The organism is Variovorax gossypii, from assembly GCF_003965815.1.
Taxonomy (GTDB): Bacteria; Pseudomonadota; Gammaproteobacteria; order Burkholderiales; family Burkholderiaceae_C; genus Variovorax; species Variovorax gossypii.
Window position 1 is genome coordinate 92,929 of record NZ_RXOE01000010.1, and the last position, 12,842, is coordinate 105,770.

Sequence of the window (12,842 nt, forward strand, 5' to 3'; positions counted from 1 at the left end):
GGTCACTCGGGTCGCACGCCGGCCTCGCGCACCGCCGTGCCCCAGCGCGCATGCTCGGCCTTGATGTACTGCGCCGCCTGTTCGGGCGTACCGCCCACGGGCGTGCTGCCTTCGGCCAGCAGCTGCGAGATGGTCGCGGGCTTGGCCAGCGCCTTGTCGACGGCGGCGCCGAGCTTCTTCACGATGTCGGGGCTGGTGCCGGCCGGCGCGACGAGCGCCTTCCAGTCCACCGCCTCGAAGCCCTTGTAGCTCTCGGCGACGGTGGGCACGTCGGGCATCACCGGAAGGCGCTTGGCCGAGGTGACGGCCAGCGCGCGCAGCTTGCCGCCCCTCACCATCGCGAGCGCGCCCTGCGGCGTGGCGAACATGTAGTCGGTCTGGCCGCCGAGCAGGTCAGTGATGGCGGGAGCAGCGCCCTTGTACGGCACGTTGAGCACCGTGAAGCCCGCGCGCTTGGCCAGCACCTCGCCGGCCATGTGGCCCAGCGTGCCGGTGCCCGCGAGCGCCTGCCTGATCTCGCCCGGCTTGGCCTTGGCGGCGGCGACCAGCTCGGCCAGCGACTTGAACGGCGCATCGGCACGCACCACCAGCACCACGGGCTGCGAAGCCACCACCGCCACCGGCACCAGGTCCTTCAATGCGTCGTAGGGCATCTTGGGAAACAGCGTCGGGTTGATCGCGAGGTTCGCGGTCTGGCCCAGGCCGATGGTGTAGCCATCAGGCTTGGCCTTGGCCACCACGTCCATGCCGATGTTGCCGTTGCCGCCCGCGCGGTTGTCGACGATGAAGGTCCACTTGGTGTCGTCGGCGAGCTTCTGCGCGACGAGCCGCGCCACGATGTCGGTGGCGCCGCCGGGCGTGTAGGGAACGATGAGCCGAACGGGCTTGTCGGGCCAGGCGGTGTCGGCAAGGGCGGGGGCGGCGTTCAGCCATGCGGCGGCCGCGGCGCACGCCAGCAAGGCGCGCCGTGCATTGAAAAACATGAGGTCAGTCTCCGAGTGTGATGTGTCGTGTTTCGAGCGCGGCGATCTCTTCGTCGCTGTAGCCCACTTCCTTCAGCAGCTCGCGGCCGTGCTCGCCCACGCGCGGCGGCTGAAGGCGGATGCCCGGGCGTTCGCCATCGAGCGTGAACGGCATGAGCGGCACCTTCGCCATGCTGCCGTCGTTCATGCGCACCGGCGCGAGGCCGCCGGTGGCGTTGAGGTGCGGATCGTCGAACAGCTCCTGCGGCCTGGTGATGGGCGCGAAGGGCAGCTCGTTCTTCTCGAACACCGCGGCGAGATCGGCCGCGCTGTGGTTCGCGAGGTGCGAGCGCAGGATGGGCATCATCCATTCGCGCGCCAGCACTCGGTCGTTGTTGGTCTTCAGGCGCGGGTCGGCCAGCATCTCGTCGAGACCGAATGCCTTGCAGAAGATGGCCCACTGCTTGTCGCTCACCGCCGCCAGGAAGATCTGCTCGCCGTCCTTCACGGTGAACACGTCGTACACGGCCCAGGCCGAGATGCGGCTGGGCATCGGGTCGGCCGCCTTGCCCGTGGCGGCGAACTGCATCATGTGCTGCGCGACCAGGAACACGTTGTTCTCGAACAGCGCCGACTGCACCTCGCAGCCCTTGCCGGTGATGTCACGCTGGCGCAGCGCGGCCATCGCGCCGATGGCGCCGAACATGCCGCCCATGATGTCGTTCACGCTGGTGCCCGCGCGCAGCGGGTCGCCCGAGCGGCCAGTCATGTAGGCGAGGCCGCCCATCATCTGCACCACTTCGTCGAGCGCGGTGCGGTGGTCGTAGGGGCCTGGCAGGAAGCCCTTGTGGCTCACGTAGATGAGGCGCGGGTTGAGCCTGGCGAGCGTGTCGTAGTCGAGCCCCAGCTTCTTCATCGTGCCGGGCTTGAAGTTCTCGCTCACGATGTCGGCGGTGGCGATGAGGCGCAGCGCGGCTTCCACGCCCTCGGGCTTCTTGAGGTCGAGCGCGATGCTCTTCTTGTTGCGGTTGAAGGTCGGGAAGAAGCCCGAGCCCGAACCGAGCAGGCGGCGGGTGTTGTCGCCCTCGATGGGCTCGACCTTGATGACCTCGGCGCCCAGGTCGGCCAGCAGCAGGCCGCAGGTCGGGCCCATGACCATGTGCGTGAACTCGACGACGCGGACGCCGGCGTACGGCAGCGGGTTCGACGATGGGTTGGCTTCAGACATGGGTAACGGCTTCCTGGACAAAGCCTTTCGGCAGGCCGGCCTCGGGCGTCATGCCGTAGACCGGTTCGCCGGGCAGGCCGGCCATGAGCGGCGCGCGCGCCGCGATGAGTTTCTGGATGTCGATGCCGGTGCGCACGCCCATGGCTTCGAACATGAAGACGAGATCTTCGGTGACGGCATTGCCCGAGGCGCCCGGTGCGTAGGGGCAGCCGCCGAGTCCGCCCAGGGATGCGTCGAAGGTGCGCACGCCCTCGTCCCATGCCGCGAGGCAGTTGGCGATGCCGAGGCCGCGCGTGTTGTGCATGTGGGCCGCGCCGGCGTGCCTGCCGATCTCGGCGCGCAGCCGCTTGAAGAGGCGGCGCACCTGTGCGGGGTTGGCGTAGCCCACGGTGTCGGACAGGCCCGATTCGTCGGCACCGGCCTCGATGCATTGCGCGGCCAGGCGGATCACGTCGTCCTCGGGCACCAGGCCCTGCAGCGTGCAGCCGAAGGCGGTGGAGATGCCGGCCTCGAGCCTCACCTGCGGCGCGATCTCGCGGCGCAGCTCGGAGATGGCGCGCACCTCCTCGACCATCTCGGTGGGTGTCTTGCGCACGTTGGCCAGCGAATGCGCCACGCTGGCCGACACCGGCATCGTGAGCTTGTGCGCACCGGCCTCGAGCGCGGCCTGCGCGCCCTTGCGGTTGGGCACCAGCGCCATCACCACCAGGCCGGGCAGCGTGACGGCGTGGCGCACCACCTCGGCGGCGTCGGCCATCTGCGGCAGCAGCTTCGCGGGCACGAAGGAAGCGACCTCGATCTCGCGCACGCCGGCGGCGTAGAGCGCGTCGATCCAGCGCAGCTTGTCGGCCGTGGGCATGGTGGCCTTGACCGACTGCAGGCCGTCGCGCGGACCGACCTCGCTGATGAGGACGTCGGGGGGTGTCATCGAATCCGTCTCCTGTTCTGGAATTGCTTGACTGTTCTGTCTTACAGAACTATATTCCGTTAAACAGAATTAGACCGTCGATCCGCCCCGACTGTCAAGCCGAGCCATTCCCAACTCCTTCCCTTCATGCCCCGCAAAGCCCAGACCGAATCCGTCTCCGACCTCAATGCCGCCCCCGGCGGCGCGGCCGCGGTCGACCGCGCGCTGAGCCTGCTCTCGGCCTTCCAGCCGGGCGACGAGGCGCTGTCGCTCGCGCAGTTCGCCGAACGCACGCAGCTCTACAAGAGCACCGTGCTGCGGCTGCTGGCGTCGCTGGAGCACGCGCGGCTGATTCGCCGCCAGGACGACGGCCGCTACGCGCTGGGCATGGAGATCGCGCGGCTGCACGGGCTCTACACGGCGTCGCAGTCGCTCGACCGCATCGTGCTGCCGGTGCTGCGCGCGCTGGTCGCGACCACCGGCGAGAGCGCGGCGTACCACGTGCGGCAGGTGCAGGGCGACAGCTGGGTGCGGCTGTGCCAGTTCCGCGTCGATTCATCGCACGTGGTGCGCGACCACGTCCGCGCCGGCGACCTGCTGCCCAACGACCGCGGCGCGGGCGCGCGCGTGCTGATCGCCTTCGGCCCCGCAGCCGAGCTGCCGCGCGGAGCGAAGGAACGCAAGCTCTACGACACCATTCGCGCGCAGGGCTGGTGCGCGCTGGTGGGCGACCGTACGGCCGAGCTGGCCGGCATCTCGGCGCCGGTGTTCCATGCCGACGGCAGCCTGGCGGCCGCGGTCACGCTGACGATGCCCACGCACCGCTACGACGAGCGCTACATCGAGCCGGTGCGCGCCGCGGCCAGGGAACTCAGCGGGCAGGTCTGACGGTCTTGCTCCTTCCCCTTTTGGGGGAAGGCTGGGATGGGGGCAAGCGGCCTTCGATGCTCAGCTGAAGATGCATCCGCCGCTTGCCCCCACCCCAGCCCTCCCCCAGCGGGGGAGGGAGAAATGCGGGAGCCTCAGGACTCGGCCTTGAAGCCCGAGTTCTTGATGGGCAACTCCCAGCGCTTGAGGTGCGCCGCCTGGATCGCAGCCAGTTCTGCCGGCCCCGCATGCGCGGGCACGAGCCCCAGCGCGTAGATCTTTTCCTGCACGTCGGGCATCCGCAGCGCCTCGGCCACGGCCTTGTCGATGCGCGCGACGAGTTCGGGCGACATCCCCGGCGGCCCGTACATCCCGAAGAAGGCATCGGCCGTCACGTTGATGCCCGCCTCCTTCAGCGTGGGCACCTCGGGCAGCGCGCGGCTGCGCTGCTCGCCCGTCACCGCGAGGATGCGGACCTTGCCCGCGCGATGGTGCTCGATGGTTTCCGAAGCGGTGTCGACCATCAGCGGCACCTGCCCGCCGATCAGGTCCTGCGCCGCCGGAGCACCGCCGCGATAGGCCACGTGCGTCATCGGCACGCCGGAGGCCTGGGCGATCAGCTGTCCCGCGAAGTGCGGCACCGTGCCCGCGCCCGAGGTGGCGTAGTTCGCCTTGGCGGGATTGGCCTTCATCCACGCTAGCACCGCCTTCAGGTCGCCAGCCGGCGCGCCCGGACCGGCCGTGACCGCGAAGTCGAAGGTGCTGCCGAGGGCGATCGGCGTGAAGTCCTTCGCCGGGTCGTAGCCGAGGTTCGGGTACAGCCATGGGTGAATCACCATCGCGCCGCTGGGCGAGAAGGCCAGCGTGTGGCCGTCGGGTGCCGAGCGCTTGAGCTCGCCCAGCGCGAGCCGTCCCGCCGCGCCGGGCTTGTTGTCGATGATGACGTTCTGCCCGAGCGAAACACGCATCTTGTCGGCCAGCAGGCGCGCCACCACGTCCACCGACCCGCCCGGGGGAAAGCCGACCAGTATTCGTACCGTGCGGTCCTGCTGCGCGAACGCCAGCGGCGCGGCGGCCGTGACGGCAAGGGCGGCAGCGGCCTGCGCTGCGAACTGACGGCGTTTCATGGTCTTGTCTCCTCGTGGCGTTGTGGAAATGTCGGACCCGCCGGGTTCAGCCCGGCCTTGTTCGGCTCAGCGCAAGGCGGCCAGCACCGCCCGGTTCTGCTCCGGCAGGCCGATGCTGACGCGCAGCCACTCCGGCAGGCCGTAGGGGCCGAGCAGCGAAACCTCGATGCCGGCCGCCAGCAGGCGCGCATGCACGGCCTGCGCGTCGCCGACCCGCACCATCAGGAAATTGCCGGAAGAAGGAACGCATTCGAGGCCCAGCTCCTTCAAGCCGACCGCGAGCTGGTCGCGGCCCGCGGTGTTGAGCTCGTAGGTGCGCGTGAGGAAATCCGCGTCGCCCAGCGCGGCCACCGCCGCTGCCTGGGCCGGCGTCGTCACGTTGAAGCGTGGACGCTGCGCGTTCATGCGCGCCGTGAGCGCCGGCTGCGACACGCCGTAGCCGATGCGCAGCCCCGCCAGCCCGAAGGCCTTGGAGAAGGTGCGCGCCACGATCAGGTTGGGCAGGCGCCGCACCCATTCGATGCTGTCGTAGCGCTGCGCTGGCGACAGGTATTCGGTATAGGCCTCGTCCAGCAGCACCGTCACGTGCGCCGGCACCGACTGCAGGAAGGCCAGCAGCGGCGCGGCGTCGATGAAGGTGCCGGTCGGGTTGTTCGGGTTGGCGACGAACACCAGCTTCGTGTCGTCGCCGATGGCGGCGCGCATCGCGTCGAGGTCGTGGCCGAAGTCACGCGATGGCACGACGGTTGCGTGCGCATGGGCATGCGCCGTGGCCTGCGCGTAGACGATGAAGCCGTACTGCGAATAGACGACGCCCTCGCCCGGCTTCAGGCTCACCTGCGCCGCCAACTCGAGGATCTCGCTCGATCCGCTGCCCAGCGTGAGCCAGTCGGCCGGCACGTCGAGCCGGGCGGCCAGCGCGTTCTTCAGCGCCGTGCCGTTGCTGTCGGGGTAGTTGCCGGCGCCCGCGAGCGCTTCGGCGGCCGCGCGGCGGGCCGATTCGGGCATGCCGAGGGGGTTTTCGTTGGAGGCCAGGAGGATCATGGAACTGGAATTCGTTTTTATTTAAGAAGTTAAATATATCCGGCACTTGCAACGCTCTTATCAGTGCCTACCCTTTGCACCACAGGGCGCCCGACATCGATTACCTCCATTTTTGTCACGGATAAATCCCGCTTCCGGCTCTTACTGGCCAGCAAAGTATCGAATAAAGTTCGTCCCAGGATTGCATTTGTCTCAAGGAGAACCCCCATGACCGCCCGCACCACCGCCCACGGACTCCAGGTCGCGACCGAGCTGCACCGCTTCATCGAGGACAAGGTCCTCCCCGCCAGCGGCGTGGCCAGCGAAGTCTTCTGGAAGGGCTTCGACGCCATCGTCAGCGACCTCGCGCCGAAGAACATCGCCCTGCTCGCCGAGCGCGACCGCCTGCAGAGCGAACTCGACGCCTGGCACAAGAAGAACCCCGGCCCCATCGCCGACATGCCGGCGTACCGCGCCTTCCTCGAGAAGATCGGCTACCTGCTGCCCCAGCCCAAGGGCGTGAAGGCCACGACCGCGAACGTCGACTCCGAACTCGCGCTGCAGGCCGGCCCGCAGCTGGTGGTGCCGATCCTGAACGCGCGCTATGCGCTGAACGCCGCCAACGCGCGCTGGGGTTCGCTGTACGACGCGCTCTACGGCACCGACGCCATTCCCGAGACCGGCGGAGCCGAGAAGGGCAAGGGCTACAACCCGGTGCGCGGCGCCAAGGTCATCGAGTTCGCGCGCAACGTGCTCGACCAGGCCGCGCCGCTGCAGAACGGCTCGCACAAGAACGCCACCGGCTACAGCGTGAAGGACGGCAAGCTGGTCGTCGCGCTGCAAAGCAGCAGCACCGGCCTGGCCGATGCCTCGCAGTTCATCGGCTACCAGGGCGACGCCGCCGCGCCGTCGTCGGTGCTGCTGAAGCACAACGGCATCCACCTCGACATCCGCATCGACCGCTCCACGCCCATCGGCAAGAGCGACGCCGCCGGCGTGAGCGACCTGGTGCTCGAAGCCGCGCTCTCGACGATTCTCGACCTCGAGGACTCGGTGGCCGTTGTCGACGCAGCCGACAAGGTGGTCGCGTACTCGAACTGGCTCGGCATCGTGCAAGGCACGCTGACGGAAGAAGTCGCCAAGGGCGGCAAGACCTTCACGCGCGGCCTGAACGCCGACCGCGAATACACCGGCGCCGACGGCAAGCCCGTGAAACTGCACGGCCGCTCGCTCATGTTCCTGCGCAACGTGGGCCACCTGATGACCAACCCGGCCATCCTGTATGCCGGCGGCAAGGAGATCCCCGAAGGCATCCTCGACGCCGTGGTGACCACCACCATCGCCACCATCGACCTCAAGCGCAAGGGCAACTCGCGCACCGGCAGCATCTACATCGTCAAGCCGAAGATGCACGGCCCGGCCGAAGTGGCCTTCGCCAGCGAGCTGTTCGGCCGCGTCGAGCAGCTGCTGGGCCTGCCGGCCAACACCGTGAAGCTGGGCATCATGGACGAAGAGCGCCGCACCAGCGTGAACCTGAAGGCCTGCATCGCCGAGGCCGCCGCGCGCGTGGCCTTCATCAACACCGGCTTCCTCGACCGCACCGGCGACGAGATGCACACCGCCATGCAGGGCGGCCCGATGATCCGCAAGGGCGACATGAAGTCCAGCGCGTGGATCGGCGCCTACGAAAAGAACAACGTGCTGGTCGGCCTGTCGAGCGGCCTGCGCGGCAAGGCGCAGATCGGCAAGGGCATGTGGGCCATGCCCGACCTGATGGCCGCGATGCTCGAGCAGAAGATCGGCCACCCCAAGGCCGGCGCCAACACCGCCTGGGTGCCCTCGCCCACCGCCGCCACGCTGCACGCGCTGCACTACCACCAGGTCAGCGTGACCGCGGTGCAGCAGGAGCTGGAGAAGATCGACGCCGATGCCGAGCGCGACAACATCCTCAACGCGCTGCTGCAGGTGCCGATCGCGGCCGAAGCCAAGTGGAGCGCCGAAGAGCGCCAGCAGGAGATCGACAACAACGTGCAGGGCATCCTCGGCTACGTGGTGCGCTGGATCGACCAGGGCGTGGGCTGCTCGAAGGTGCCCGACATCCACAACGTCGGCCTGATGGAAGACCGCGCCACGCTGCGCATCTCCAGCCAGCACATCGCCAACTGGCTGCTGCACGGCGTCGTGACCAAGGCGCAGGTCGACGAAACCTTCCAGCGCATGGCCAAGGTGGTCGACGAGCAGAACGCAGGCGACCCGCTGTACCAGCCGATGGCCGGCAACTTCGCGACCTCGGCCGCCTACAAGGCTGCGCAGGACCTGGTGTTCAAGGGCATCGAGCAGCCCAGCGGCTACACCGAGCCGCTGCTGCACGCATGGCGCCTGAAGGTGAAGGGCGAGGCCTGAGCCCCTGCTCGCCTGCAGCCGGGCAGGCGTGAAATGAAGTGAAGTGGAAGCCGGGCTCGTGCAGCCCGGCTTTTTCTTTGGCGGTGCCGGCTGGCAGCGGCTCTTGTAGCGGCTCCTATCATCCGCAATCGCACACTCGCGTACCGCCATGAAATCCACCACCTTGATCCTCGCGGGCACGGCCCTGGGCGCCGTCATCGGCTACTTCGTCGGCGCGGGTCCGCGCGGCGTGGGCATCGGAGCGGTCATCGGAGGAATCGCCGGGCCAGCCTATGCGGCGATGGGTGCCGGCATCGGGCTGCTGTGCGGCGTGGTAGCAGCGATGCTGTGGTCAGCCGCGCAGGAAGCGTCGCGGCCCGATGCACCTCCTCGCGCACGAGGCGACGAGCCATGAGCATGGACGCCCGGGTTCACGACGCCTTCACCCTCTGCATCCAGGCAGTCAACCTCGATAACGCCATCGGTCACCACCCCGGCAGCGAGCAGCGGGCCCAGGTCGATGCGCTGGCGGCGCAGGTACAGCCTTTGATCGAGGCACTGGCCAGCGAGCCCTACACGGGCAAGGGCCTGGGCTGCGGCTACCTTGGCCATCGCGGCTATCGCACGCCCTGGGCCGACATGATGAACCGGCTGCGCGGCAGGGGCTCGACACAGCGCTGCAGCTGTGCGACGCGGCCAAGGGCTTCGACGACAGCCACCGCACCACCGCGATGCGCATTCATGCGGGGACGGTGGACGTCGCCACCATGCGCGCATGAGTCGCGGCGCACCAGGACATGTTCGCCACGGCGCCAGGCCTCGAGGAAGAACTGCTGGTACGTGCCTACACCCATGGCCCCCGGGCCGGCGACGACGCCTTCGACGAACTGCTGGCCAGGGTCGACGCCATCGACAAGTCTCTGCGCCAAGGCGACGCGCGCCTGCGGGATGCGCTGCTGCTCGACCTCGGCATGGCCGCCGGGCAGGGCCCGCGCCGCCAGCTGTGCCGCAAGAAGATCGGCAATGCGTCGATCAAGCGCGAACTGGACGGCTAGAGGCGAGGCTACGCGAATCCCGTCGATCCATTAGCATTCAGCCCGCCTCATCTTTCCCGGTCTTTCTCCCCTTCATGAATCCGAACGCGGAACCGACGCCCGCGGAGCGCACTGGCGATGACGCATCGCGCTCTCGCATCCCCCGCTCTTCCCACTGGTCCTCTTCCGCGGCCGCCATGCTCGTGGCACTGGCCACCGCCTTCGCACTGAGCCAGGCCTTCCGCACCGTCGGCGCCATGATGGCCACGCCGCTCACCAGCCACTTCGGGCTGACGCCGCAGCAGCTCGGCACCTGGGCGGGCACCTTCCACTTCATGTTCGGGATCATGCAGCTCGCGATGGGCGTGTCGATCGACATGTTCGGCGTGCGCCGCACGGTGCTGACAGCCTTTCCGCTGGCCATCGCGGGCGCGGTGCTGTGCGCGATGGCGCCGAACTTCCACGCGCTGCTGCTGGGGCAGGCGCTGATCGGCGTGGGATGCGCGCCGGCCTTCCTGGCCTGCACCGTGTTCATCGCGCGGCACTTCGACGCATCGCGCTTCACCGCGATGTCGGGGCTGGTGATGAGCCTCGCCGGCATGGGCATCCTGTTCACGGGCACGCCGCTGGCACTGCTGATCGAGGCTTCGTCGTGGCGCGTGGGCTATGCGGTGCTGGCTGCATTCGCTGTCCTTTCGTGGCTGCTCATCTCCTGGCGCGTGCACGAGCCTGCGCGCCCTACGGACCAAGCACCCGCGGGACAGACCGAGCGCCAGTCGCTGCGCAAGGCCGTGCGCGAGCTGCTGCCGCTGTTCGCCATGCCCCACACGCTGGGGCTGCTGTGCTTCGCCTGCGTGTCGTACGCCGCCTTCATCACGCTGCGCGGCCTGTGGCTCGGCCCGGTGCTGCACGACCGCCACGGCCTCTCGCTGGTGGCGAGCGGCAACGTCGCGCTGGTGATGACCGTCGCCGGCATGATCAGCCCCACGCTCTTCGGCCGCATGGACCCGGGCGGCGCGCGGCGCACGCGCTGGATGATGGGCTGCGCGCTCGCCGGCACGCTGATGTTCGGCGCGATGGCGCTGACGCATTCGCGTGCGGTCGACATCGGCCTTCCGATCATCTATGGCCTGCTCTCCGGCTACAGCGTGCTGCAGTACGCGTACACCAAGAACGCCTACCCGGCCGCCATGACGGGCCGCGCGATGGCGCTGATGAACATGGCCATGTTCCTCGGCGTCTCGCTGATGCAGTGGACCACCGGTGTGGCCGCGTCGTGGGCCGTGGCGAATAGCGTCGAGCCGTTCCGCGCGGTGTTCCTCACCGTCGCGGGCATGCTGGCCGCCGGCACCATGGCGTTCTTCCTGCTGCCGCGCGCACCCGCACGGACGGCGGCGCAGCTCAGCGCTTGATCGCCAGCATCAGCACGCCGCCGGCGATCATCGCGACACCGGCCCATTCGCGGCCGGATGGGCGCTCGCCGAGGAACATCACCGCGAAGAGCACCACCAGCACCACGCTGAGCTTGTCGACCGGCGCAACCTGAGAGGCATTGCCCATCTTCAGCGCGCGGAAGTAGCAGACCCACGACGCGCCCGTCGCGAGCCCCGAGAGAACGAGAAAGAGCCAGGTGCGCGGCGACAGCTGCAGCGGGTTCGTCCACTTGCCGGTGGCGTTCACGAAGACCAGAAGCACCGCGAAGATCACCACGGTGCGCACCAGCGTGGCCATGTCGGAATCGACGCCGGCCAGGCCCAGCTTGGCGAGGATGGCCGTCAACGCGGCGAAGACGGCCGACAGGACGGCCCAGAGGAACCAGTTGGAGGCGGTGAGGTTCATGGTGCTTTCTTTCATCGACGACAACGCGGGCGCCTCCATCATGCGCGACGCGACTTGTCGCTAGCTGACGAGCGGCTCAGGCGTCTTCACCCAGCCTCGCCCGGATCTCCTTGCGGCTCAACTGGCGCTTGGTCGCGGCATAGACATCCGGTCGCCCGTACATGGCCTGGTTGCTCGATACGCCGAACTCCGGTCGACCCCATGTGCAGGTGGTCTTGACGAAGCAGCGCCGCAGCGCGTCGAAACGCTTCTCCCAGACGCCCGGAGCCTTCATCGGCGGCGTGGGCGCCAGCGTGATCTCGAACCAGTCGCCGTTCACGCAGTGCCATTGCGTGAGTTCGTCGATCGCGATGAAAGACGCATGTGGCTTCTTTCCGCTCCTCTCATCGCTCTCGCCGCGAGCCCATAGCCGGGCCTGGGCGAGACGCCGGTTGGGCAGCAGGATGCCGGTGACCGGATGCACGAACAGTTCGACATGCGAAGCCTGATGCAACGGCGCGCGACTGCCGTCGTTCCACCAGCGTGCCCGCACCCACACTTCGCCATCGCGCAGCACCGCTGCGCGTTCGACGAAGTCGTCGATGTGTTCAAAGATGTGCGCCTGCACCGTGCTGCGGCGATCGATGCCGCTGCACAGTTCCGCGTAGACCTTGTCCCATGGCCGGTGCACCTGTTTGTGCAGCCAGCGTTTGAGCGGCGCGAGGTTTTCGTTGAGCCACTTCCTGTGCTTGTAGCCGCGCTTCATGCCGACGCGCGATCCTGCTTCGTTGCTGTTGCGCCAATTGCGTCCATCGCCCTGCACGCGCCAGCCGCTTCGCGGCCGCTCGACGATGACCTTGTCCATGTCGTCACGCATCGTCGCTCCTCCCCCTGAAGTCACGCGCTGCCTTCTGCAGCGCCACCTTCTGCGCGCGCCGCTCGGCGCTGTGGGTGCGCAGGTGGCGCCCCGCCTTCTGGCTTGCTTCGCGGCGCGCCAGCGCGGCCACCACGGGATTGCGAGGTGCCGCATTCGGCACCGAAAAATAGAACCGGCCCAGACGTTTGTCGTCATCGCGGGCCTTTCGTTGAGCACTCATGTGCACACACTCCGAAAAACAAAAAGGCCCCGGCGAATGGCTGCGCGGGGCCTTTGTCGACTGGCCTCGGCGGGTGCATGGAATGCACATCCGGCCGGGGCGGTCGGTGTGCGGATCAGGTGTTCAGGTAACGGTTCATTGGATTGATGTGTCGCCAGGGAGGTTGATCGTCGCCGGGCGCGAAGGGAGCAAAGACTGTTGCTGAAAAACGAAGGGCGGATTCTGTCGATCGCGCATGCGATGTGCAAGCGCCGCATGTGCCTCTGTGGCGCAAAGCCTACGCAAGGCTTTTCTTGAACCCGGTGAATCCGGTTGCGTGAATGCGCCGTATCCCACTCAAGCGCGTCGCGCCTCCGAGCTGTTGGCGGTTTCCACAGAGAGCCTCGAGAACCAATCA

The 12,842-nt window shown here is 68.2% G+C and carries 13 protein-coding genes and 1 pseudogene; 5 read left to right on the forward strand and 9 right to left on the reverse strand.

What is annotated here, in order from left to right:
- Positions 1-2 precede the first annotated feature (2 nt).
- The 3 genes from EJP69_RS26790 to EJP69_RS26800 are packed head-to-tail and all read right to left on the reverse strand — an operon-like array spanning position 3 to position 3,118.
- On the reverse strand, positions 3-983 hold the full coding sequence (locus EJP69_RS26790; RefSeq protein ID WP_126473324.1) for a Bug family tripartite tricarboxylate transporter substrate binding protein: 981 nt from the start codon (positions 981-983) through the stop codon (positions 3-5).
- 4 nt (positions 984-987) lie between these two features.
- The gene (locus tag EJP69_RS26795; protein ID WP_126473326.1) at positions 988-2,190 is read right to left on the reverse strand and encodes a CaiB/BaiF CoA transferase family protein; all 1,203 of its coding nucleotides are present in this window, start codon (positions 2,188-2,190) and stop codon (positions 988-990) included.
- Positions 2,183-3,118, reverse strand: a complete 936-nt coding sequence (locus tag EJP69_RS26800; RefSeq protein ID WP_093203919.1) for a hydroxymethylglutaryl-CoA lyase — start codon at positions 3,116-3,118, stop codon at positions 2,183-2,185. Before EJP69_RS26800 ends, EJP69_RS26795 begins: the two co-directional genes overlap by 8 nt.
- Positions 3,119-3,244: 126 nt before the next feature.
- Here EJP69_RS26800 and EJP69_RS26805 point away from each other — a divergent pair, with 126 nt between their 5' ends.
- Positions 3,245-3,985 (forward strand): IclR family transcriptional regulator, encoded by a 741-nt coding sequence (locus EJP69_RS26805; protein ID WP_126473327.1) that lies wholly within the window; start codon positions 3,245-3,247, stop codon positions 3,983-3,985.
- Between the two features lie 134 nt (positions 3,986-4,119).
- On the opposite strand, the gene EJP69_RS26815 is transcribed toward EJP69_RS26805, so the two are convergent.
- Both EJP69_RS26815 and hisC read right to left on the reverse strand, forming a co-directional pair.
- Positions 4,120-5,091 (reverse strand): Bug family tripartite tricarboxylate transporter substrate binding protein, encoded by a 972-nt coding sequence (locus EJP69_RS26815; RefSeq protein ID WP_126473329.1) that lies wholly within the window; start codon positions 5,089-5,091, stop codon positions 4,120-4,122.
- 66 nt (positions 5,092-5,157) lie between these two features.
- Positions 5,158-6,147 (reverse strand): annotated as a pseudogene (hisC, locus tag EJP69_RS26820) (histidinol-phosphate transaminase); the annotation flags it as partial.
- Positions 6,148-6,342: 195 nt separating this feature from the next.
- Between hisC and EJP69_RS26825 the strand changes: the two are divergent.
- Both EJP69_RS26825 and EJP69_RS26830 read left to right on the forward strand, forming a co-directional pair.
- Positions 6,343-8,517 carry a malate synthase G gene (locus EJP69_RS26825; protein WP_126473333.1) on the forward strand — a complete coding sequence of 725 codons (2,175 nt, stop codon included), beginning with the start codon at positions 6,343-6,345 and terminating at the stop codon, positions 8,515-8,517.
- 148 nt (positions 8,518-8,665) lie between these two features.
- A complete protein-coding gene (locus tag EJP69_RS26830) occupies positions 8,666-8,911 on the forward strand; it encodes a hypothetical protein (protein WP_126473334.1) in 246 nt (81 codons plus the stop codon).
- Between the two features lie 202 nt (positions 8,912-9,113).
- Here the strand turns inward: EJP69_RS26830 and EJP69_RS30010 are convergent, their stop codons facing one another.
- Positions 9,114-9,239 carry a hypothetical protein gene (locus EJP69_RS30010; RefSeq protein ID WP_276318402.1) on the reverse strand — a complete coding sequence of 42 codons (126 nt, stop codon included), beginning with the start codon at positions 9,237-9,239 and terminating at the stop codon, positions 9,114-9,116.
- 54 nt (positions 9,240-9,293) lie between these two features.
- On the opposite strand from EJP69_RS30010, the gene EJP69_RS26835 reads away from it, so the two are divergent.
- Positions 9,294-9,551, forward strand: a complete 258-nt coding sequence (locus EJP69_RS26835; RefSeq protein ID WP_126473336.1) for a hypothetical protein — start codon at positions 9,294-9,296, stop codon at positions 9,549-9,551.
- A 74-nt stretch (positions 9,552-9,625) separates the two neighbouring features.
- Entirely contained in the window at positions 9,626-10,942 is a 1,317-nt protein-coding gene (locus EJP69_RS26840) for an MFS transporter (protein WP_126473338.1), read from the forward strand.
- Here the strand turns inward: EJP69_RS26840 and EJP69_RS26845 are convergent.
- From EJP69_RS26845 to EJP69_RS26855, 3 genes are all read right to left on the reverse strand, one after another.
- Positions 10,932-11,369, reverse strand: a complete 438-nt coding sequence (locus tag EJP69_RS26845; protein WP_093204267.1) for an EamA family transporter — start codon at positions 11,367-11,369, stop codon at positions 10,932-10,934. The two genes, EJP69_RS26840 and EJP69_RS26845, sit on opposite strands and share 11 nt — an antisense overlap.
- Before the next feature lie 76 nt (positions 11,370-11,445).
- Positions 11,446-12,225, reverse strand: a complete 780-nt coding sequence (locus tag EJP69_RS26850) for a hypothetical protein (protein ID WP_126473340.1) — start codon at positions 12,223-12,225, stop codon at positions 11,446-11,448.
- Positions 12,218-12,445 (reverse strand): hypothetical protein, encoded by a 228-nt coding sequence (locus tag EJP69_RS26855; RefSeq protein WP_093203900.1) that lies wholly within the window; start codon positions 12,443-12,445, stop codon positions 12,218-12,220. Before EJP69_RS26855 ends, EJP69_RS26850 begins: the two co-directional genes overlap by 8 nt.
- Between the last annotated feature and the right edge of the window lie 397 nt (positions 12,446-12,842).